Below are 22,106 nucleotides of genomic sequence, written 5' to 3' on the forward strand. Positions count from 1 at the left end.
TTATTCTCTTCCCGCTGTGGCGTAATCGGAAAAAACATCGACAAACACACGCACGCACCGGAGTCCTTATGCCACGCTCGCTGAACGCCACCGATACCGATCTGACCGCCGACAATCTACTGCGCCTGCCCGCTGAGTTCGGCTGCCCGGTATGGGTCTATGACGCGCAGATTATCCGCCGCCAGATTGCCCAACTTAGCCAGTTTGACGTAGTGCGTTTTGCGCAGAAGGCCTGCTCCAATATTCATATTCTGCGTCTGATGCGCGAGCAGGGCGTGAAGGTGGATTCGGTGTCGCTTGGCGAGATCGAACGCGCGCTGGCGGCAGGTTACGATCCCGTGCAGCATCCGGACGATATCGTCTTTACCGCCGATCTGATCGATCGCGCGACCCTCGAGCGGGTGAAAGCATTACAGATCCCAGTGAATGCCGGATCCGTGGATATGCTTAGCCAACTGGGTGAAGTCTCGCCGGGCCACCGCGTCTGGCTGCGGGTCAATCCAGGATTTGGCCACGGCCACAGTCAGAAGACCAATACCGGCGGTGAAAACAGCAAACACGGTATCTGGTTTAGCCAGCTGCCGCAGGCGCTGGAGGTGATTCGCCGCCATTCACTGCAGCTGGTCGGCATCCATATGCATATCGGCTCCGGCGTCGATTACGGCCATCTTGAGCAGGTGTGCGGCGCGATGGTGCGCCAGGTGGTGGAGTTTGGTCAGGATCTGCAGGCGATCTCCGCCGGCGGCGGATTATCGATCCCCTATCACGAAGGCGAAGAGGCGATCGATACCGATCACTACTTTGGCCTGTGGAATGCGGCGCGCGAGCAGATCGCCAAACATCTGGGGCATCCGGTGAAGCTGGAGATCGAGCCGGGGCGTTTCCTGGTGGCGGAATCCGGGGTGCTGGTATCACAGGTGCGTAGCGTGAAAGAGATGGGCAGCCGCCACTTCGTGCTGATCGACGCCGGCTTTAACGATCTGATGCGCCCGGCCATGTACGGCAGCTATCATCATATTACCGCGCTGGCGGCGGACGGGCGCGACCTGAGCGGCGAACCGCAGCTGGAAACCGTGGTCGCGGGGCCGCTGTGCGAATCCGGCGACGTCTTTACCCAGCAGGAGGGCGGCAAAGTGGAAACTCGCCTGCTGCCGGCGGTCTCGCCGGGGGATTACCTGGTGCTGCACGATACCGGCGCCTACGGCGCATCGATGTCTTCAAACTACAACAGCCGCCCGTTACTACCGGAAGTGCTGTTTGATAACGGCAGCGCGCGCCTGATTCGCCGTCGCCAGACCATTGAAGAACTGCTGGCGCTGGAGCTTATTTAAAGAATGGCCCCGTCGTCACCGATTCACGCAGTACCAGCGTACCGGTGAACGGCGGGATGGTTTCGATCGGCTGTGCGTTGGCGAGCTTAATCGCCTGGTCGATGGCGGTGGTAATCATATTGTCGATCGGCAGATAAACCGTTGATAATCCCGGCTCCAGCCACTTCGCGCTAGGAGCGTCGTCAAAGCCGAAGAGCGATACGTCCTGCGGAATGCGCAGCCCCGCCTGATATAGCGCTTTCGAGGCGCCCAACGCCATATCATCGTTACAGGAGAAGAGCGCGCTAAACGGCGTTTTCTCTTCTAATAATTCCCGACACAGCTCATAACCGCGGGTCATCGTTGAATCGCCGTACTTGACCCGCGCCGGTTCCCACGCAATTCCGTGTTTTTCCAGCGCGCTGCGGTAGCCCGCCAGGCGCGCTTTACCCGTTGGGGTATGCATCGGCACGGTCAGGCAGGCGATATCGCGATGCCCCTGGGAAATCAGATAGTCGACGGCCTGAAACGCCGCTTCCTGCTGTTCAAAGAACACGCAGCGTTCCCGCGCCTGGCTAACATCGCGATTGATCACCACCAGCGGCGTTTCAATGGTTTCGATAAGCGACATGATTTTCTGTTCGCTCATATGGCGGGTGTAGAGCACGATGGCGTCACACTGACGGTCGGCCAACATTTGCACCGCTTCTTCTTCCCGCTCGGGCGCATCGTGGCCATCGGTGACGATAAGCTGCTTGCCCCAGGCTTCCGTTTGACGCGAGGCCTGCTGCAGTAAGCGGCCAAAGTAAAAACCGTCGAATGTCGATACCACCAGGCCAATGCTGTTGCTGGTGCGATTCGCCAGCGAACGGGCGAGAAAATTAGGCCGGTAGCCCAGCTCTTCCATCGCTTTGAAGACCTGTTGACGGGTACTCTCTTTTACCTGACCTGTGCCGTTCAACACGCGGGAAACCGTCGCTTTCGAGACGCCTGCGCGTATTGAGACATCCAGCATTGTTGCCATTCGTCGATTCCTGATAACCGGTGATAGGGCGCAGTTTATCACAGTCATTCAGAGGGATATGAACCTGACGACGGCAAAGACTATCGCGATCACGCTTTTTGCGGAAATCCTGTTGAAGGCATTTTCAGACCCTTGATGCGCGGGCGGGCGCGGCGCGCTAGAATTCATCGATTCACAGGGGGGAAAAAATGCAGATTCAACCGTTGTACGCCGCGCCGCAGCATGGGCAGCAGGTGGCGGAGTGGCTATGGCAGGCTTTTGCCGGCGATGCCTTACCGCAGGCGTTTTTTAGCAGTATTGTTGAACATAGCCAAACGCCGGGGGCGCTGCCGCTGACCTTTATCGCCACCGAAGGCGAGGCGCTGCTGGGGACCGTAGGGCTGTGGCGTTGCGATTTGCTCAGCCGTCAGGATCTGTTTCCCTGGATGGCGGCACTGTTTGTCGCCGAAACGGCGCGCGGGCAGGGGCTGGCTGGGAAGCTGCAGCGGCACGTCATCGGCTATGCCCGCCAGTGCGGTTATCCGCAGCTTTATCTCTATTCCGCCTGCCGCGACTTTTACGAACGCTTTGGCTGGCGCTATATCGGCGAGGGCCTGGATTACCCGGCCACCGCCGTGAGCTTGTACCGCTACGACTTGTCACTTTCCGCGGGCGTTATCACCGAGTGACGGCGCACCAGCGTCGGGCTGAAGAGGTGAGTGATTTCCGGCGCCGGGCGCTGTTCCGCCAATGCCAGGGCCAACTCCGCCGCCTGGGTCGCCATGGTGACGATCGGATAACGCACGGTGGTCAGGCGAGGGCGCACGTAGCGCGAGATCAGCACGTCATCGAAGCCAATCAGCGAAATTTCCTGCGGCACCTCGATACCGTTATCGTTGAGCACCCCCATTGCGCCTGCGGCCATTGAATCGTTGTAACAGGCGACGGCGGTAAAGTTTCTGCCGCGGCCTAATAGCTCGGTCATCGCCAGCTCGCCGCCGCTTTCGTCAGGCTCGGCGAAGGTGACCAGCCGGTCATTGACGGGCAGGCCGCTCTCTTTCAGGGCATCGTAATAACCTTGCAGCCGGTCTTCGGCATCGGAAATCGCGTGGTTAGAGCAGATATAGCCAATGCGGCTGTGGCCCTGCTGAATCAGATGGCGCGTCGCCAGCCAGGCGCCGTAGCGGTCATCGAGCGCCACGCTACGCTGTTCGAAACCCGGCACGATGCGGTTAATTAACACCATGCCGGGGATCTGTTTCATCAGCCCCGCCAGCTCGTCGTCGGGGATCATTTTAGCGTGCACTACCAGCGCCGCGCAGCGGTGGCGGATCAGCTGTTCAATTGCCTGACGTTCCTTTTGCACATTGTGATAGCCGTTGCCGATAAGCAGAAAATTACCGGTGCTGTAGGCCACCTGCTCGACGGCTTTAACCATCGCGCCGAAGAAGGGATCGGAAACGTCGCCCACCACCAGACCGATGGTTTCCGTTGACTGCTGCGCCAGCGCGCGGGCGTTGGCGTTGGGGTGGTAGTTCAGGGTTTCCATCGCCGCCGTTACCGACTGACGAGAGGCTTCACTCGCTTTTGGCGAGTTGTTGATAACGCGTGAGACGGTAGCGACGGAGACTCCTGCGAGTCGGGCTACATCCTTAATTGTCGCCATACCTGACCTTTTTTAGGGTAAGCGTTTACATGATAGTTATGTTACGGGAAAGCGCAGCGGATTCAAGGCTACGGCCATTCTGGTTGATACAAATGTGACGCAGACAAGGATTAGCGGTGACAAAGTTACACAGCACAATGCGTGGGATGCAACGGTGAAAAGAGAATTCTCATCTTTGCTTACACTTTGCGATTAGCTGTTGCGAATGTTCGCTGGTTTCGTTGAGTGCTGCATTGATACTCTGGCTATCCCAGAGGTATTGATAGGTGGAGTCAACGTCACGTTGACCACTTAATTACACCAACCTGCGCAGATGCGCAGGTTTTTTTTTGCCTGTTATTCATGCTGTTACAGATAGCGAAAATCGTAATACCTGGTTGCACTTAGGCTCATTCCCTTGCGTTTTCGCGCTGGCGCGATCGCGGGTAAAAACGCGACAATCAGGGTCCCAGAGGTATTGATTGGTGAGTTTCTTAAGTACGCACTTCGTACTGATTATCTTGCACCGACCTGCGCGGATGCGCAGGTTTTTTTTATTCTGAATTTTCTTCCCCCACACTGCTTTTCCCCGCCTTCTCATGTAACCTGCTCGGAATACTAAATCAGCCACGCGGAGTCGTTATGCTGTTGGGATTTTTTCGATTACTGTTCAAAGGATTGTACCGGGTACGATTGACCGGAGACACTCAGGCGCTCTATCAGGAAAAAGTATTAATTACGCCAAATCATGTCTCATTTCTCGACGGTATTTTACTGGCGCTCTTTCTGCCCGTTCGGCCGGTGTTTGCGGTCTATACCTCGATTAGCCAGCGCTGGTTTATGCGGGCGCTGACGCCGCTTATCGACTTTGTTCCGCTGGACCCCACCAAGCCGATGTCAATTAAGCATCTGGTGCGCTTGATTGAGCAGGGGCGCCCGGTGGTTATCTTTCCGGAAGGGCGTATTTCGGTAAGCGGTTCGCTGATGAAAATCTACGACGGCGCGGCGTTTGTGGCGGCGAAGTCGAAAGCGACCATTGTGCCGCTGCGAATCGAAGGCGCCGAACTTACGCCGTTCAGCCGTCTTAAGGGGCTGGTAAAACGCCGCCTGTTCCCGCGTATTCAGCTCCATTTACTGCCGCCGACGCATCTGCCGATGCCGGAAGCGCCGCGCGCCCGCGATCGGCGAAAAATCGCCGGCGAAATGCTGCACCAGATTATGATGGAAGCGCGCATGGCGGTGCGCCCGCGTGAAACGCTGTATGAGTCGCTACTGGCGGCGCAGGACCGCTTTGGCGCGCGTAAAAACTGCGTGGAAGATATTAATTTCCAGCCGGATACCTACCGGAAACTGTTGACCAAAACGCTGTTCGTCGCGCGTATTCTGGAAAAATACAGTGCGCAGGGCGAGAAAATCGGCCTGATGCTGCCTAACGCCGGTATCAGCGCGGCGGTGATTTTCGGCGCGATTGCCCGCGGGCGTATCCCGGCAATGATGAACTATACCGCCGGCGTCAAAGGACTCAGCAGCGCGATTACCGCCGCGGAAATCAAAACCATTTTTACTTCCCGTACCTTCCTCGATAAAGGCAAACTCTGGCACCTGCCGGAGCAGCTGACTCAGGTGCGCTGGGTGTTTCTGGAAGATCTGAAAGGCGATGTCACTACCGCCGACAAGCTGTGGATATTTGGCCATTTGCTGGCGCCGCGTCTGGCGCAGGTCAAGCAGCAGCCGGAAGATGCGGCGATGATCCTCTTTACCTCCGGCTCGGAGGGGAATCCAAAAGGGGTGGTGCATAGCCATAAAAGCCTGCTGGCTAACGTGGAACAGATTAAAACCATCGCCGATTTTACCGCCAACGACCGCTTTATGTCGGCGCTGCCGCTGTTCCACTCCTTCGGCCTGACGGTCGGCCTGCTGACGCCGCTATTCACCGGCGCGGAAGTGTTCCTCTATCCAAGCCCGCTGCACTATCGGGTGGTGCCGGAGCTGGTCTACGATCGTAACTGTACCGTGTTGTTCGGCACCTCAACCTTCCTCGCCAACTATGCCCGCTTTGCCAACCCATATGATTTTTATCGTCTGCGCTATGTGGTGGCAGGGGCGGAAAAACTGCAGGACAGCACCAAACAGCTGTGGCAGGACAAATTTGGCCTGCGCATCCTTGAAGGCTACGGCGTGACCGAATGTGCGCCGGTGGTCTCCATCAACGTTCCGATGGCGGCGAAAGTCGGTACCGTCGGGCGCATTCTTCCGGGGATGGATGCCCGATTGCTGGCGATGCCGGGCATCGAGCAGGGGGGCCGCCTGCAGTTGAAAGGGCCAAACATCATGAAAGGCTATCTGCGGGTAGAAAACCCCGGCGTGCTGGAAGCGCCGACGGCGGAAAACCAGCACGGTGAAGTGGAGAGCGGCTGGTACGACACCGGCGATATCGTCGTCTTTGACGAGCAGGGCTACGTCCGTATTCAGGGTCGCGCCAAGCGATTCGCCAAAATCGCCGGCGAGATGGTCTCGCTGGAGATGGTCGAGCAGGTCGCTTTGGCGGTCTCGCCGGACAAAATGCACGCCACGGCCATTAAGCAGGACGCCAGCAAAGGCGAGGCGCTGGTGCTGTTTACCACCGATAATGAACTCAATCGCGAAAAGCTGCTGCGCTACGCGCGTGAACACGGCGTACCGGAGCTGGCGGTACCGCGCGATATTCGTTGGCTGAAACAGCTGCCGGTACTGGGCAGCGGCAAGCCGGACTTTGTCACCCTGAAAGGCATGGTTGAAGAGGCGGAACATACACATGAGTGAGTCAGTGCACACTAACGCTTCACTGTACTCGAAAGGGATGATGGCGGTGATCTGCGCCCAGTTCCTGTCGGCCTTCGGCGATAATGCGCTGCTGTTCGCCACCCTGGCATTGATGAAGCAGCTCTACTATCCGGAGTGGAGTCAGCCGGTATTGCAGATGTTGTTTGTGGGCGCTTACATTCTCTTTGCGCCGTTTGTCGGGCAATTTGCCGATAGCTTCGCCAAAGGCCGGGTGATGATGGTCGCTAATGGCCTGAAGCTGCTCGGCGCCGGGTGTATTTGCTTTGGCGTCAATCCGTTTATCGGCTATACGCTGGTGGGTATTGGCGCGGCGGCCTATTCGCCGGCGAAATACGGTATTCTGGGCGAACTGACCACCGGCGATAAGTTAGTGAAGGCTAACGGACTGATGGAGTCGTCGACCATCGCGGCGATCCTGCTGGGCTCGATGGCGGGCGGTATTCTTGCGGACTGGCACGTGCTGGCGGCGCTTATCGTTTGTGCGCTGGTTTATGGCGGCGCAGTGGTTGCTAACCTGTGGATCCCGAAACTACCGGCGGCCCGTCCTGGACAATCGTGGCGTTTCAGGCCGATGACGCATAGCTTCTTCAGCGCCTGTAAGACGTTGTGGCGTAATAGTGAAACGCGTTTCTCATTGATGGGCACCAGCTTGTTCTGGGGGGCGGGGGTGACGCTGCGCTTCCTGCTGGTGATTTGGGTGCCGGTGGCGCTTGGGATCACCAGTAACGCGATGCCGACCTACCTCAATGCGATGGTCGCCGTCGGGATTGTGGTTGGCGCTGGCGCGGCGGCGAAGCTGGTCACGCTGGAAACCGTCTCGCGCTGTATGCCCGCCGGGATATTGATTGGCGTCGCGGTGATCGTCTTCGCGGTACAGCAGTCGCTACTACCGGCATTTGGCCTACTGCTACTGCTCGGGGTGTGTGGCGGCTTCTTTATCGTGCCGCTGAACGCGCTGCTGCAGGAGCGCGGGAAACATACCGTTGGCGCAGGTAACGCCATTGCGGTACAGAACCTCGGCGAAAACGTGGCGATGTTGCTAATGCTGGGGCTGTACTCGCTGGCGGTCAGCGTTGGGATCCCGCCGGTTGGCGTGGGGATAGGATTTGGCGCGGTCTTTGCGCTAGCCATCGCTGCGCTGTGGTGGTGGGGACGGCGTAAATAATCCCCGGAGAGGGATGGATTCACAAATATCTGCTCTCCGGTAGCCCGGGTAAGGCGTTAGCCGCTACCCGGGGTTTTTACCCTCTTACGGCGCCGGGTAGGTATACACCTTATGCACCGCCTCAATCTCCGCTAACACCTCTTCGCTCAGCTCAAGATGCAAACTTTCGACGTTGGTCTTGAGCTGCTCCATGGTCGTGGCCCCGAGCAGGGTGCTGGCGACAAACGGCTGGCGACGCACAAAGGCCAGCGCCATTTGCGCCGGATCGAGATTGTGGCGTTTGGCAATGTCCACATAAGCGGCCACCGCTTTCTGCGCCTGCTCGCCGCTGTAGCGGGTAAAGCGGCTAAATAGCGTATTGCGTGCGCCGACTGGCTGCGCGCCGTTGAGGTACTTACCGGTCAGCGTACCGAACGCCAGGCATGAATACGCCAGCAGCTCAACGCCCTCATATTGGCTCACTTCCGCCAGCCCCACTTCGTAGCTGCGGTTAAGCAGGCTGTACGGGTTTTGAATCGTGACGATGCGCGGCAGGTCGTGCTTATCGGCCAGATGCAGATAGCGCATGACGCCAAAGGCGGTTTCGTTAGAGACGCCGATATAGCGGATTTTACCGGCGCGCTGGAATTCGGTGAGGGCTTCCAGCGTATCGAGCAGGGTGACCACCGGCGCGGAGTCGCTCCAGGTATAGCCGAGCTTGCCGAAACAGTTGGTCTGGCGCTGTGGCCAATGTACCTGATAGAGGTCGAGATAATCGGTTTGCAGACGCTTGAGGCTGTCGTGCAGCGCGTCGCGAATGTTTTTGCGATCCAGCGCGTGATTCGGGCGAATGCTGCTGTCGTTATTGCGCGCCGGACCGCTGACTTTAGAGGCGATAATCAGCTTTTCGCGGTTGCCGCGTTTCGCCAGCCAGTTGCCGACGTAGGTTTCGGTCAGACCCTGGGTTTCCGGGCGCGGCGGGACAGGATACATTTCGGCGACATCAATCAGGTTGATTCCCTGACTTACGGCGTAGTCGAGCTGTTCATGAGCGTCGGCCTCGCTATTTTGTTCACCAAACGTCATTGTGCCCAGCCCCAGCGTGCTGATTTCAAGAGAACTGTGTGGGATACGGTGATACTGCATAGCCGGCTTCCTTATTTTTATCAACAAGGTCAGGAGTTTCCCGACAAAACTATCTCCCCACAAACTTCAAAGCGCTTGCAGGCTGATGGGAATAACAACATGGCAGAGGGAGAGAAAAAGAGAAAGGGAAAATATCAAAAAAGCCGGGTCTGGAGATCCTGAAGGGGGCTGCCCTGGGGATATAGCAGGGGGATCCCGACTCTTTTCTGTGGCTGTGGTTGTCGGAAAATATGCGGTTAACCGACGAAAAAGCTTAACGCTTAATAATTTGTGACACGTCGTCGCGGTTGATCTGCATTTTATTGCCTTGCTGATCTTCGTAGCTTATCAAACCGGTGTCATCGTCAACCGCCGGTTTACCGTCGGTAAGAATCATACGTCCATCTTTTGTCGCCATGACATAATCGCTGCTGCAACCGGAAACCGAGAACGCCAGTCCTACGGCGGAAATCAATACTGCCCATTTTTTCATCGTCATTACCTCTCTTATGGCCGCACCTCGTACCAGTATATTAATAGCCTGATTTGTGAGACATAAAAAGCAGTAAAGTCTTAAAAAGGATTGCAGCCCGCTTCCGGACTGCAATTTTGTGGCTTACAGCGGGTTTTTCTTATTGCGCATCAGGTTGAGCGTCTCGACCGCAATGGAGAAGAACATCGCGAAGTAGATGTAACCTTTCGGGACATGCACATCGAAGCTCTCCAGCATCAGGGTGAAGCCGACGAGGATCAGAAACGACAAGGCCAACATTTTGACCGACGGGTGACGGTCAACGAAGTCGCCGATCGGACGCGCGGCAAACATCATCACCCCAACCGCAATCACCACCGCGGCCATCATAATGAACAGATGATCGGAGAGACCCACGGCGGTAATGACTGAATCAAGGCTGAAGATGATATCCAGCAGCATGATCTGCACGATGGCGCCAAAGAAGGAGTGGACGTTGGTTTTAAGACCTTCTTCCTCGCCTTCAATAGATTCGTGGATCTCTTTACTCGCTTTCCAGATCAGGAACAGACCGCCGAGCAGCAGGATCAGGTCGCGAAACGAGATCTCCTGCCCGAATACGGTGAAGAGCGGGTTGGTGAGCTTAACGACCCAGGCGATAGACGCCAGCAGGCCGAGACGCATCAGCATGGCTCCCATTAGACCGATACGCCGCGCATGGGCGCGTTGAGCGGTGGGAAGCTTAGCGACAACCAGAGAGAGAAAAATAATATTATCGATCCCGAGAACGATCTCCAGCAGCGTCAGCGTGCCGAGCGCCAGCCAGGCGTTAGGATCGGTTATCCATGCAAATAACATTGTTAAAAGTCCTGCAAAAAATAAAGTGGTAATTATATGCAGGCGTTATGGCAGAACAAAAAATTATTCATGGCCTAAGAGAAAATGACGCGCAAGCAGCGCGGCGGTGAAGTTTTTTTTCAGATAAAAGCCGCGCGGTAGGGTGAGGATCGGCTCGCCGTGGGCGCCGATCGCTTCCGTTAGCGCTTTGCTGTTGGCCGCTTTTGGGCGCAGCTGCAGTACTTCGCCGTGGCGGGCGGTGATTCGTTCAACCTGGCCGAGCACGATAAGATCCATCAACTCCTCCCAGTCCATACGCAACTGGCGATCTTCTTCCTCGTCCGGCGTCCACAGCAGCGGCGCGCCGACGCGGCGTTCCGCCAGCGGGATTTCGCGCTCGCCTTCTACCGGGATCCACAGCACGCGTTGCAGCTTATGCCGTACGTGGCTGCTTTCCCAGGTCACGCCGCTATTACCGGTTAGCGGCGCTACGCAAACAAACGTGGTCTCCAGAGGTCGGCCCTGACGGTCAATGGGAATGGTTTTCAGCTCCACGCCTAAGGCGGCGAAATCCTGCTCGGGTTTGCTTCCGGCGCTGGCGCCCAGCCAAATCTCCAGCAGGATGCCAATCCAGCCCTTATCGCGTTTCAGATCGCGGGGAATAGGGATCCCTGCCAGCGCCGCCAGTTCACCCAGCGAATAACCCGCCAGCCGCTGGGCCTGAGCAAGAAGTTGCTCCTGACTTTGCGGCGGAGCGGTAAGCGGAGCGATGGCTGGCATGATAGAAAACCTCTGGTCAAAAAATGAGCGCTATTTTTGTGCGTTGTGGATAGAGTTTACCTTTTTATGGGTAACTATACCAATGTAATGATTTATATATGTTTTTTCTCTCATTTTTCCGTTTGTGAAAACAGTGAAAACGGGTTTTCCAGAACTGGTCACTGACAATGAACAGGATCTTACACCATGTTATCCACAGAAAAATGGGATAACTGGGGAAAAGCCTCACTACTGGTTCGATTTACAGCCTTGACGTGCGACGAAAATCGAATTTTTAGACAAAATGTGCCCGACGAATGTGCTTTATCTGTGGATAAAAGCGGCATTGTTCGATCTTTCATCAGTTGCCGGATCGCATATGTGATGATCATCACGTTATGCTGTAATTTGTCGGCGAGAAGTATGATAACTTAATGAATAGTATGTCATTATTAAATGGTTCCATCTCTACGTCGTTCGGACTACTCCGGGTTTTCCCTGGTTAATTCCGTACTTCTTCACAACTCTATCCACAGAAAAAGTGAATAAAATGGCCCGGGGATGGCGTTCACTGTTTATAACTCGGGTGATTACTGTGAGTTATTCAAATGTTATTCGTTATCACGCCACACAGAGAGTGGTTTACCGTTTCCAACGAGTGTGAAACAATCATTCACATTGAAGCTTATTTTGAGGTAGTCCGGTGATTGATGACGATGGCTACCGCCCAAATGTCGGCATTGTAATTTGTAACCGTCAGGGCCAGGTGATGTGGGCCCGGCGTTATGGTCAGCACTCGTGGCAGTTCCCGCAAGGGGGCATTAATCCAGGCGAGTCCGCCGAGCAGGCAATGTATCGGGAATTGTTCGAAGAGGTTGGGTTAAGCCGCAAAGATGTGCGGATCCTGGCCTCGACCCGTAACTGGCTGCGTTACAAGCTGCCTAAACGTTTGGTGCGTTGGGACACAAAGCCGGTTTGTATCGGTCAGAAGCAGAAGTGGTTTCTTCTACAACTGGTCGGCAGCGATACGGCTATTAATATGCAAACCAGCAGTACACCTGAGTTTGATGGCTGGCGATGGGTAAGCTACTGGTACCCGGTTCGTCAGGTGGTGTCGTTTAAGCGCGACGTTTACCGCCGGGTGATGAAAGAGTTCGCGGGCGTCACGATGTCGCTTGCTGAAACCACACCCAAGCCGCAAAGCGCGCCTGCTTATCGACGTAAAAGAGGTTAAGCCACGCACATTATGCTCACTCGGTTGCGAGAAATAGTCGAGAAGGTCGCCAGCGCGCCGCGTTTAAACGAGGCGCTGGATATCCTGGTTACGGATGTCTGTAAAGCGATGGAAACGGAAGTTTGTTCGGTTTACCTGGCTGACAACGATCGACGCTGCTATTACCTGATGGCCACGCGCGGGCTGAAAAAACCTCGCGGGCGCACAGTCGCACTCGCATTTGATGAAGGTCTCGTGGGGCTGGTGGGGCGTCTGGCCGAGCCTATCAACCTGGCCGATGCGCAAAAACATCCCAGCTTTAAGTATATTCCAGCCGTTAAGGAGGAACGCTTCCGCGCCTTCCTTGGCGTGCCGATTATCCAGCGGCGTCAGCTGCTGGGCGTGCTGGTGGTTCAGCAGCGCGAACTGCGCCAGTTCGATGAAAGCGAAGAGTCCTTCCTTGTCACCCTCGCCACCCAGATGGCCGCTATTCTCTCCCAATCGCAGTTAAATGCGCTGTTTGGGCAGTATCGCCAGACCCGCATCCGCGCGCTGCCGGCATCATCCGGGGTGGCGATTGCCGAAGGCTGGATGGATGCCAGCCTGCCGTTGATGGAGCAGGTCTACGAGGCCTCGACGCTGGATACCGCTTCCGAGCGCGAACGTCTCACCGGCGCGCTGGAAGAGGCGGCGAATGAGTTTCGTCGCTACAGCAAGCGCTACGCCGCCGGGGCGCAAAAAGAGACGGCGGCTATTTTTGACCTCTATTCGCACCTGTTATCCGATGCGCGCCTGCGCCGTGAGCTATTCGATGAAGTCGACAAAGGCTCCGTCGCTGAATGGGCGGTGAAAAAAGTCATTGAGAAATTTGCCGAGCAGTTTGCCGCGCTCAGTGATGGCTACCTGAAAGAGCGGGCGGGGGATTTGCGTACTCTCGGGCAGCGGCTGTTGTTTCATCTCGACGACACCACCCAGGGGCCGAATACCTGGCCTGAGCGCATTATTCTGGTGGCCGATGAACTGTCGGCAACCACGCTTGCGGAAGTGCCGCAGGACCGCTTAGTCGGGGTGGTGGTGCGCGACGGCGCGGCCAACTCCCACGCGGCTATCATGGTGCGTGCGTTGGGCATCCCGACGGTAATGGGCGCCGACATTCAGCCGTCACTGCTGCATGGCCATACGTTGATCGTTGATGGCTATCGCGGCGATCTGTTGGTCGATCCCGAACCGGTGCTGCTACAAGAGTATCAGCGGTTAATCAGCGAAGAGAACGAGCTGAGCCGGCTGGCGGAAGACGATCTTGAACGCGCTTCCGAGCTGAAAAGCGGCGAACGGGTAAAAGTGATGCTCAACGCAGGCCTGAGCCCGGAGCATGAAGAGAAGCTCGGCAGCTTTATCGATGGTATCGGGCTTTACCGCACCGAAATTCCGTTTATGTTACAAAGCGGCTTCCCCTCCGAAGAGGAGCAGGTCGCCCAGTATCAGGGCATGCTGCAGATGTTTAACAGCAAGCCCGTGACCCTGCGAACGCTGGATATCGGCGCCGATAAACAACTGCCGTATATGCCGATTAGCGAAGAGAACCCGTGCCTTGGTTGGCGCGGGATCCGTATTACGCTCGATCAGCCAGAGATCTTCTTGATCCAGGTGCGCGCCATGCTGCGCGCTAATGCCGCCACCGGCAATCTCAGCATCCTGCTGCCGATGGTCACCAGCCTCGAAGAGGTTGACGAAGCCCGCCGCCTGATCGAGCGCGCCAGTCGCGAAGTCGAAGAGATGATTGGTTACGCGATTCCGCGCCCGCGCCTTGGGGTGATGCTGGAAGTGCCGTCAATGGTCTTTATGCTGCCGCAGTTGGCAAACCGCATCGACTTTATCTCCGTCGGCACCAATGACCTGACGCAATACATCCTCGCGGTCGACCGCAATAATACCCGCGTCGCCAATATGTACGACTGCCTGCACCCTGCGGTATTGCGGGCGCTGGCGATGATTGCCCATGACGCCGAGCGTTTTGGTATCGATCTGCGCCTGTGCGGCGAAATGGCCGGCGACCCGATGTGCGTCACCATCCTGGTGGGCCTCGGCTATCGCCATTTGTCGATGAACGGCCGTTCGGTCGCGCGCGTGAAATATCTGCTGCGCCGTATCGATATCGAAGAAGCGCAGGAGCTGTCACGGCGCAGTCTGGAAGCGCAGATGACCACGGAAGTGCGCCACCAGGTGGCGGCGTTTATGGAGCGCCGCGGTCTCGGCGGCCTGATCCGCGGCGGACGGTAACGTAGATACTGTTATCGGTTTGCAACTTTTTAAGGGTTTTTCCCGGACGCGGCGCGTTGCGCCTTCTCCGGGCTACCAAATCGCATCGTGCTGTAGCCCCGGTAAGCGGCAGCGCCACCGGGGATTTTGAGGCCACCAACACCGGCAGTTTCAGTAGCCATGGGGACAAGGTAGAGATCTTAAGCTCGCAATGGCACGGACCGTAGGTCGGGTAAGGCGTTAGCCGCCACCCGACAAAAAAACGGCACCGCGAGTAGCGAGCCCGGGGAAAAACCGCACGCTGTTAGCATCCTTATACATATCTTTTACACGTTCAGCGCGGATCGCACTACACGCTTATGCTATCATTCGCCTCCTTCGGAGTGCCCGTTTTAAGCGGGCACGGATCATCACCGCTGTCCACTTTCGGCGGAATAACAAGTCTTTATGGTGACAGATGAATAGTGGCTACCTGCATTTTCCGGAGTTCGATCCGGTAATATTTTCCATTGGACCGGTCTCTCTCCACTGGTACGGCTTAATGTACCTGGTTGGTTTCGTCTTTGCGATGTGGCTGGCCACCCGTCGGGCCAATCGTCCGGGCAGCGGCTGGACGAAAAATGAAGTGGAAAACCTGCTCTACGCGGGCTTCCTCGGCGTATTCCTCGGCGGCCGTATCGGCTATGTGATGTTCTACAACCTGCCGGTCTTCCTTAGCGACCCGCTATATCTGTTCCGCGTCTGGGATGGCGGCATGTCGTTCCACGGCGGCCTGATCGGCGTGATTCTGGTGATGATTATCTTCGCCAAACGCACCAAGCGTACCTTCTTCCAGGTCTCCGATTTTATCGCGCCGCTGATCCCGTTTGGCCTCGGCGCCGGGCGTCTGGGCAACTTTATCAACGGTGAGCTGTGGGGCCGGGTTGACCCGAGCTTCCATTATGCGATGATTTTCCCGGGCTCGCGCGCTGAGGACCTGGCGCTGCTGCCGTCGCATCCGGAATGGCAATCATTATTCGATACCTACGGCGCGCTGCCGCGTCACGCCTCGCAGCTTTATGAGCTGGCGCTGGAAGGCGTGGTGCTGTTCCTGATCCTGAACCTGTTTATCCGTAAACCGCGCCCGACCGGTTCCGTTTCCGGTCTGTTCCTGATTGGCTACGGCCTGTTCCGTATTATCGTGGAATTCTTCCGTCAGCCGGACGCACAGTTTACCGGCGGCTGGGTGCAGTACATCAGTATGGGGCAGATTCTTTCGATCCCGATGGTGCTTGCGGGTATCATTATGATGGTTTGGGCTTATCGTCACCGTCCGCAGCAACAAAACTCTTGAGGAACCATGAAACAGTATCTTGATTTGATGCAGAAAGTGCTCGCTGAGGGCACGCCAAAAAATGACCGCACCGGCACTGGCACCATCTCTATCTTCGGCCATCAGATGCGTTTTAACCTGCAGGAAGGCTTCCCGCTGGTGACTACCAAGCGCTGTCATTTACGCTCCATCATCCATGAACTGCTATGGTTCCTGCAGGGCGACACCAACATTGCCTATCTGCACGAAAATAACGTCACCATCTGGGACGAGTGGGCGGATGAGAATGGCGATCTGGGGCCGGTTTACGGCAAACAGTGGCGTTCCTGGCCCGCGCCGGACGGCCGCCATATCGACCAGATCGGCACGGTCATGGAACAGTTGAAAAATGACCCGGACTCCCGCCGTATCATCGTGTCGGCATGGAACGTCGGTGAGCTGGATAAAATGGCGCTGGCGCCGTGCCACGCGTTCTTCCAGTTCTACGTCGCCGACGGCAAACTCTCCTGCCAGCTGTATCAGCGCTCCTGCGACGTGTTCCTCGGCCTGCCGTTCAACATCGCCAGCTATGCGCTGCTGGTGCATATGGTGGCGCAGCAGTGCGATCTGGAAGTGGGCGATTTTGTCTGGACCGGTGGTGACACTCATCTCTACAGCAATCACCTGGAGCAGACTAACCTGCAGCTGAGCCGCGAACCGCGTCCGCTGCCGAAGCTGGTCATTAAGCGCAAACCGGCGTCGATTTTCGACTACCGTTTTGAAGACTTCGAAATTGAAGGTTATGACCCGCATCCGGGAATTAAAGCGCCTGTGGCGATTTAACGTCTCTGTAGTGATGACAAACCGGCGCCAGCAGCGCCGGTTTTTTTATGCCCTTTGCAGAATTTTGCGAGCCTGATTCCTGACGCCGCTCAATATCCTGCAACTGGCGAATTTTTTCCCGAGCCGCGACGCGAACCGTAGATTTACCATTCGAATGGATAATCAGAGCAACGCATACTCGACGCCATGAACAGACAGCATGGCTACACCCTAATTGAAATGCTGGTCACCATGATGCTGGTGGTCATCCTCAGCGCTAGCGGTATGTACGGCTGGCAGCGCTGGCAACAGCAACAGCGCTTGTGGCAGGTCGCCTGCCAGGTGCGCGATTATCTCGTGCTGCTGCGCGATGACGCCAACTGGCACAACCGCGACCGCGTCATTAGCATCGGACAATCGCCCGCCGGCTGGTGTCTGAGCGCAAGCGGGGTGGAGGCTGACTGTCACGCGAAAACGCCTTTTACCCTACAGCCGCTATGGCCGGGAATTACGCTGCAACATTTGACGGCGGGCATTGGTTTTTACGGCCTGCGCAACAGCGCCTGGGCCGGCCATATCCTGCTGCAAAGCGATGGCGGAGCGTGGCGGATCGTTGTCTCTAACTGGGGGCGCATACGCCTGTGTCGGGAAGGGGAGGAATTATGCCAGTAGCGGCGCGCGGTTTTTCGCTCATTGAAACGCTGATTGCTATGGCGATTGGCTCGGTATTACTGCTCGGAGCCGCTCGTTTCCTTCCGGCGCTACAGCGCCAGATTCTTCGCCAAACGCAGCAGCAGGCGTTGGAAAATGAGCTATGGCAGCGGGTCTATGCGTTAGCCAAACATTTGCAGCGCGCCGGATATTGCGCGGGTCACTGTAATGGTCAGGCGCTGGTGATTGCCGACGGCGGGCAGTGCGTTATTGTTCGCTGGGATGGCAACAGCAACGGCATTTGGGAGCTGGCGCCGGAGGCCGATGCCGATTCTACCGGTTTTCGCCTGCGCGATGGGGCGCTGGAAACGCGGCGCGGCGTCACTGACTGCGGCGGTAAAAATTGGGAGAAAATGACCAATCCCGCAGCCATAACGGTAACGAGTTTTCACCTTGAGCGGCAGGCGATAAGCGGGTTCTCTCCTGAACTTATCGTTACCCTGGGGGGGCAGGCGCAATCGGACTCGCGTATTTCCACCGAGGCGCAATATCGGGTAACGGGGTTCAACCTGTGAAACGCCAGCGCGGAGTTTCATCGCTACTGATGGTGCTGCTATTACTGGCGCTGGGCAGCCTGCTGCTGCAGGGAATGAACCAGCAGCAGCGATCGCTGCTGGCGCAGGTGAGCGCCGAAACCCAGGCGATTCGCGATACGGCCGCCGCGCAGTCGGCGCTGCAGTGGGGCAAAGGGGTGAACTGGCCGCTGCAGAGCGCTGTGGTGTGTCAACAGGAAAACAGCCAACGCTGGCGAGCGTGCCTGCGGCTTTTTAATGATGGCCGCGCGCTGCTTATCGCCGGCAGCGGCACAGTACAGCTGTGGCAGTCAGCATGGGTTGAACAGGGCGTGCTGCGCTATTTAGCGCATGGATGGAGCGATTTTTGCCCGTTAAAGGAGAGTGCGTTATGCCTGATGCCGTAGCGCGCCAGCGCGGTTTTAGTCTGGCGGAGACATTATTAGCGATGGCGCTGTTAATCATGACCATCGCGGCGCTTGGCGGTTATCACCGCGGGCTGGCCAGCGGCGCCGCTCAATTGAACGCCTATCGCCAGCAGTGGCGGGAAGCGTGGCGCTTTAGCCAGCTCATTCCCCCGGCACAGCCCGCGAAAGGGCAAATAAGCCGCTTGCAGACATCCAGGCAAAGTTGTGTCAGCATCACGGTAACGATCACCATGCCCGCCGCTAAGCGGGTGCAGATGAACCGGCTACATTGTCCGGTAAATCAGTAGTCAGGAGCGAATATGTTAAGGGTGTACCACTCAAACCGTCTGGATGTGCTTGAAGCGTTGATGGAGTTTATCGTCGAGCGCCAGCGGCTGGATGACCCTTTCATGCCGGAAATGGTGCTGGTGCAAAGTACCGGTATGGCGCAATGGTTGCAGATGACGCTGGCAAAGCGCTTCGGTATTGCGGCGAATATCGAGTTTCCGCTGCCGGCCAGCTTTATCTGGGATATGTTCGTTCGCGTGCTAGACGATATTCCCGGCGAGAGCGCCTTCAGTAAACAGAGCATGAGCTGGAAGCTGATGACCCTGCTACCGCAGTATCTCGACGATGAAGCCTTCACATTACTGCGCCACTATCTGAGCGATGATAGCGACAAACGTAAGCTGTTCCAGCTTGCCGCGCGGGTGGCCGACCTGTATGACCAGTATCTGGTCTATCGCCCGGAGTGGCTGATGCGCTGGGAGGCCGATGAACGGGTGGACGGGCTGGGCGACGCTCAGCAGTGGCAGGCGCCGCTGTGGAAAGCGTTAGTCGAATACACCGCAGAGCTTGGGCAACCGCTGTGGCACCGCGCCAATCTGTACCAGCGCTTTATCAGCGCGTTGGAAAATGCTGACCAGCCGCCAGCCGGGCTGCCGTCGCGGGTCTTTATCTGCGGCATCTCGGCGCTGCCGCCGGTGTATTTGCAGGCCCTGCAGGCGCTGGGTAAGCATGTCGATGTCTATGTACTCTTCACCAACCCCTGTCGCTACTACTGGGGCGATATTAAAGATCCAGCGTTTCTTGCCAAACTGATGTCGCGCCAGCGCCGCCACCACCGCGAGGCGCGCGAGCTGCCGCTGTTCCGCGACACTGAACAGGCGCCGGGATTGTTTAATGATGATGGCGAGCAGGATGTCGGCAATCCGCTGCTGGCCTCGTGGGGCAAGCTCGGGCGCGATTATATCTATCTGCTGGCAGGGCTGGAGCGCTATGAAGAGCTGGACGCCTTTGTCGATATCGCCCCCGATAACCTGCTACATAATCTCCAGGCCGATATTCTGGAACTGCGCAACGCCGCGGTGGCGGGACGCACCGCGCAAGAGTTCGCCAGCAGTAAGAGTAAGCGTCCGCTGGCGAATGACGACCGCAGCCTGGCTATCCACGTCTGCCATAGCCCGCAACGTGAAGTGGAAGTGCTGCATGACCGGCTGCTGGCGATGCTGGAAGAAGACCCGGCGCTGACGCCGCGCGATATTATCGTTATGGTCGCCGATATCGACAGCTACAGTCCCTATATTCAGGCGGTTTTCGGCGCGGCGCGCGGCGAACGCTGGCTGCCGTGGGCGATTTCCGACCGACGGGCGCGGGAATCGCACCCGGCGTTACAGGCGTTTATCACGTTGCTTTCTCTGCCTGACAGCCGCTTCGCCAGTGAAGACGTGCTGGCGCTGCTGGATGTGCCGGTGCTGGCGGCGCGCTTCAATATCAATGAAGAGGGGTTGCGCTACCTGCGCCAGTGGGTCAATGAATCCGGTGTACGTTGGGGCATGGATGACGACAACGTGCGCGAAATGGATCTTCCGGCGACCGGCCAGCATACCTGGCGTTTTGGGTTAACGCGTATGCTGCTGGGGTATGCGATGGACAGCAGCCAGGGCGAGTGGCAGTCGGTGCTGCCCTATGATGAATCCAGCGGACTGATTGCCGAGCTGGTGGGGAATCTCGCTTCGCTGCTGATGCAGCTCAATCTGTGGCGCCGCGGTCTGGCGCAGGATCGCCCGCTGACAGAGTGGCTGCCGGTGTGCCGCGATCTGCTCACAGATTTCTTCCTGCCGGATAGCGACACCGAAGCGGCGCTGGCGCTGATTGAACAGCAATGGCAAGCCATCATCGATGGTGGGCTGGATGCGCAGTACGGGGCTGCCGTGCCGCTATCGCTGCTGCGTGATGAGCTGGCGCAGCGCCTCGATCAGCAGCGGATCAGCCAGCGTTTCCTGGCCGGGCCGGTGAATATCTGCACCCTGATGCCGATGCGTTCTATTCCCTTCAAAGTTGTCTGCCTGCTGGGGATGAACGACGGCGTCTACCCGCGTACTCTCGCGCCGCTGGGCTTCGATTTAATGAGCCAAAAACCGCAGCGCGGCGACCGTAGCCGTCGCGACGACGACCGCTACCTGTTCCTGGAAGCGCTAATGTCGGCCGAACAGAAGCTATACATCAGCTATATCGGCCGCTCAATTCAGGATAACAGCGAGCGCTATCCTTCGGTGCTGGTACAGGAACTGGCGGACTATATCGGTCAGAGCCACTGCCTTGAAGGCGATGAAGCGCTGGACTGCGATGCCAGCGAACGGCGCGTTAAAGAGCACATTATCCATCTGCATACGCGTATGCCTTTCGATGCCGCCAATTATCTGCCGGATGAAGATCAGAGCTATGCGAAAGAGTGGCTGGCCGCCGCCAGCCAGCAGGGAGAGGCGCATAGTGAATTTATCCAGCCGCTTGCGCCGCTTGCTATCGACACATTGCCGTTTGAACAACTATTACGCTTTTGGCAGCATCCGGTGCGGGCTTTCTTCCAGCAGCGTCTGCGGGTGAATTTCCGCTCTGAAGAGAGCGAGATCCCCGAAGATGAGCCTTTCGTACTTGAAGGGCTAAGCCGTTACCAGTTGAACCAACAGTTGCTGAATACGCTGATTGAACAACAGGATGCGTCAGCGATGTATCGTCGTTTTCGTGCGGCGGGTGAGCTGCCTTTTGGCGCCTTTGGCGAACTGGCATGGGAGGCGCAGCGTCAGGAAATGCAGAACCTGGCTGAGCGGGTTATCGCCAGTCGTCAGCCCGCGCAAAGTATGGAGATTGACCTACAGTGCAACGGTATCAATCTCACCGGCTGGCTACAGCAGGTACAGCCGGATGGGCTATTACGCTGGCGGCCGTCGCTGCTGAGCGTCTCTCAGGGCGTGCAACTTTGGCTGGAACATCTTGTCTATTGTGCTAGCGGCGGTCTCGGCGAAAGCCGCTTGTTCGTGCGCAAGGAAGGCGAGTGGCGTTTCCCGCCGCTGGCCGCGGAGCAGGCGCAGGCGTATCTGAATGAGCTGGTAGAAGGCTACCTGCAGGGGATGTCAAAACCGCTACTGCTGTTGCCGGAAAGCGGCGGCGCGTGGCTAAAAGCCTGTTATGACGCGGAAAAGGATGTCATGTTAATGGATGACGAAACGCAACAAAAAGCGCGCAGTAAGTTCCTTCAGACCTACGAAGGTAATATGGTGGTGAGCGGCGAAGGTGCCGATATCTGGTACCAGCGCCTGTGGCGCACTCTTGAGCCTGCGTACTATGAAGAGATTATCGCGCAGGCTCAGCGTTATCTGTTGCCGATATTTCGTTTCCATCAGTCCGAATAAAATTGTAATAGTATAAAAATTGCGCAAAAGAAGGTTGTTCATTTATTATGCGCAACGAATCACGGACTGATGTTGTAAATA

20 protein-coding genes are annotated in these 22,106 nt (G+C 57.0%); 13 read left to right on the forward strand and 7 right to left on the reverse strand.

Annotation, left to right across the window (positions count from 1 at the left end):
• The first annotated feature begins 68 nt into the window (after positions 1–68).
• The gene (gene lysA / locus ABLV17_RS20415) at positions 69–1,331 is read left to right on the forward strand and encodes a diaminopimelate decarboxylase (protein ID WP_087859681.1); all 1,263 of its coding nucleotides are present in this window, start codon (positions 69–71) and stop codon (positions 1,329–1,331) included.
• Here lysA and ABLV17_RS20420 read toward each other — a convergent pair.
• Positions 1,324–2,325, reverse strand: coding sequence for a LacI family DNA-binding transcriptional regulator (locus ABLV17_RS20420; RefSeq protein ID WP_162750124.1), 1,002 nt, complete (start codon positions 2,323–2,325; stop codon positions 1,324–1,326). The two genes, lysA and ABLV17_RS20420, sit on opposite strands and share 8 nt — an antisense overlap.
• Before the next feature lie 197 nt (positions 2,326–2,522).
• Here ABLV17_RS20420 and ABLV17_RS20425 point away from each other — a divergent pair, with 197 nt between their 5' ends.
• Complete coding sequence (locus ABLV17_RS20425) at positions 2,523–3,002, forward strand: GNAT family N-acetyltransferase (protein ID WP_348854571.1); 480 nt, start codon at positions 2,523–2,525, stop codon at positions 3,000–3,002.
• Here the strand turns inward: ABLV17_RS20425 and galR are convergent.
• The gene (gene galR, locus ABLV17_RS20430; protein ID WP_063416337.1) at positions 2,963–3,979 is read right to left on the reverse strand and encodes an HTH-type transcriptional regulator GalR; all 1,017 of its coding nucleotides are present in this window, start codon (positions 3,977–3,979) and stop codon (positions 2,963–2,965) included. The two genes, ABLV17_RS20425 and galR, sit on opposite strands and share 40 nt — an antisense overlap.
• A gap of 621 nt (positions 3,980–4,600) precedes the next feature.
• Between galR and aas the strand changes: the two genes are divergently transcribed.
• Together aas and lplT are read left to right on the forward strand one after the other, a co-directional pair.
• On the forward strand, positions 4,601–6,760 hold the full coding sequence (gene aas, locus ABLV17_RS20435) for a bifunctional acyl-ACP--phospholipid O-acyltransferase/long-chain-fatty-acid--ACP ligase (RefSeq protein ID WP_113372967.1): 2,160 nt from the start codon (positions 4,601–4,603) through the stop codon (positions 6,758–6,760).
• Positions 6,753–7,946, forward strand: coding sequence for a lysophospholipid transporter LplT (lplT, locus tag ABLV17_RS20440; protein WP_113372966.1), 1,194 nt, complete (start codon positions 6,753–6,755; stop codon positions 7,944–7,946). Before aas ends, lplT begins: the two co-directional genes overlap by 8 nt.
• 84 nt (positions 7,947–8,030) lie before the next feature.
• On the opposite strand, the gene ABLV17_RS20445 is transcribed toward lplT, so the two are convergent.
• The 5 genes from ABLV17_RS20445 to ABLV17_RS20465 all read right to left on the reverse strand — a co-directional run bounded on the left by ABLV17_RS20445 (position 8,031) and on the right by ABLV17_RS20465 (position 11,368).
• A complete protein-coding gene (locus tag ABLV17_RS20445) occupies positions 8,031–9,071 on the reverse strand; it encodes an NADP(H)-dependent aldo-keto reductase (protein ID WP_308958591.1) in 1,041 nt (346 codons plus the stop codon).
• Between the two features lie 253 nt (positions 9,072–9,324).
• Positions 9,325–9,543 (reverse strand): YgdI/YgdR family lipoprotein, encoded by a 219-nt coding sequence (locus ABLV17_RS20450; RefSeq protein WP_004867116.1) that lies wholly within the window; start codon positions 9,541–9,543, stop codon positions 9,325–9,327.
• A 123-nt stretch (positions 9,544–9,666) separates the two neighbouring features.
• Complete coding sequence (locus tag ABLV17_RS20455) at positions 9,667–10,380, reverse strand: TerC family protein (protein ID WP_045396707.1); 714 nt, start codon at positions 10,378–10,380, stop codon at positions 9,667–9,669.
• Between the two features lie 63 nt (positions 10,381–10,443).
• Complete coding sequence (gene mutH / locus ABLV17_RS20460) at positions 10,444–11,139, reverse strand: DNA mismatch repair endonuclease MutH (RefSeq protein WP_101705384.1); 696 nt, start codon at positions 11,137–11,139, stop codon at positions 10,444–10,446.
• Positions 11,140–11,203: 64 nt separating this feature from the next.
• Positions 11,204–11,368: a hypothetical protein gene (locus tag ABLV17_RS20465; RefSeq protein WP_162750116.1), complete on the reverse strand. Its 165-nt coding sequence runs from the start codon at positions 11,366–11,368 to the stop codon at positions 11,204–11,206.
• A 453-nt stretch (positions 11,369–11,821) separates the two neighbouring features.
• Here ABLV17_RS20465 and rppH point away from each other — a divergent pair, with 453 nt between their 5' ends.
• From rppH to recC, 9 genes are all read left to right on the forward strand, one after another.
• Positions 11,822–12,352, forward strand: coding sequence for an RNA pyrophosphohydrolase (rppH, locus tag ABLV17_RS20470; RefSeq protein WP_015703328.1), 531 nt, complete (start codon positions 11,822–11,824; stop codon positions 12,350–12,352).
• 12 nt (positions 12,353–12,364) lie between these two features.
• Complete coding sequence (ptsP, locus tag ABLV17_RS20475) at positions 12,365–14,611, forward strand: phosphoenolpyruvate--protein phosphotransferase (RefSeq protein ID WP_047078964.1); 2,247 nt, start codon at positions 12,365–12,367, stop codon at positions 14,609–14,611.
• A 436-nt stretch (positions 14,612–15,047) separates the two neighbouring features.
• On the forward strand, positions 15,048–15,923 hold the full coding sequence (lgt, locus tag ABLV17_RS20480; RefSeq protein ID WP_087858619.1) for a prolipoprotein diacylglyceryl transferase: 876 nt from the start codon (positions 15,048–15,050) through the stop codon (positions 15,921–15,923).
• Between the two features lie 6 nt (positions 15,924–15,929).
• Complete coding sequence (thyA, locus tag ABLV17_RS20485) at positions 15,930–16,724, forward strand: thymidylate synthase (protein WP_045373795.1); 795 nt, start codon at positions 15,930–15,932, stop codon at positions 16,722–16,724.
• Positions 16,725–16,910: 186 nt separating this feature from the next.
• Positions 16,911–17,375, forward strand: a complete 465-nt coding sequence (locus tag ABLV17_RS20490) for a prepilin peptidase-dependent protein (RefSeq protein WP_308958590.1) — start codon at positions 16,911–16,913, stop codon at positions 17,373–17,375.
• Positions 17,366–17,929, forward strand: a complete 564-nt coding sequence (locus ABLV17_RS20495; protein WP_308958589.1) for a prepilin peptidase-dependent protein — start codon at positions 17,366–17,368, stop codon at positions 17,927–17,929. The genes ABLV17_RS20490 and ABLV17_RS20495 overlap by 10 nt, the downstream gene beginning before the upstream one ends.
• The gene (locus ABLV17_RS20500; RefSeq protein ID WP_308958588.1) at positions 17,926–18,333 is read left to right on the forward strand and encodes a DUF2509 family protein; all 408 of its coding nucleotides are present in this window, start codon (positions 17,926–17,928) and stop codon (positions 18,331–18,333) included. Before ABLV17_RS20495 ends, ABLV17_RS20500 begins: the two co-directional genes overlap by 4 nt.
• Positions 18,318–18,641, forward strand: a complete 324-nt coding sequence (locus ABLV17_RS20505) for a prepilin-type N-terminal cleavage/methylation domain-containing protein (RefSeq protein WP_213793496.1) — start codon at positions 18,318–18,320, stop codon at positions 18,639–18,641. The genes ABLV17_RS20500 and ABLV17_RS20505 overlap by 16 nt, the downstream gene beginning before the upstream one ends.
• 12 nt (positions 18,642–18,653) lie before the next feature.
• Entirely contained in the window at positions 18,654–22,025 is a 3,372-nt protein-coding gene (recC, locus tag ABLV17_RS20510; protein WP_308958587.1) for an exodeoxyribonuclease V subunit gamma, read from the forward strand.
• The last annotated feature ends 81 nt before the right edge of the window (positions 22,026–22,106 follow it).

The sequence above is a fragment of the Klebsiella sp. CN_Kp091 genome (genome assembly GCF_040065095.1).
Taxonomy (GTDB): Bacteria; Pseudomonadota; Gammaproteobacteria; order Enterobacterales; family Enterobacteriaceae; genus Klebsiella; species Klebsiella aerogenes.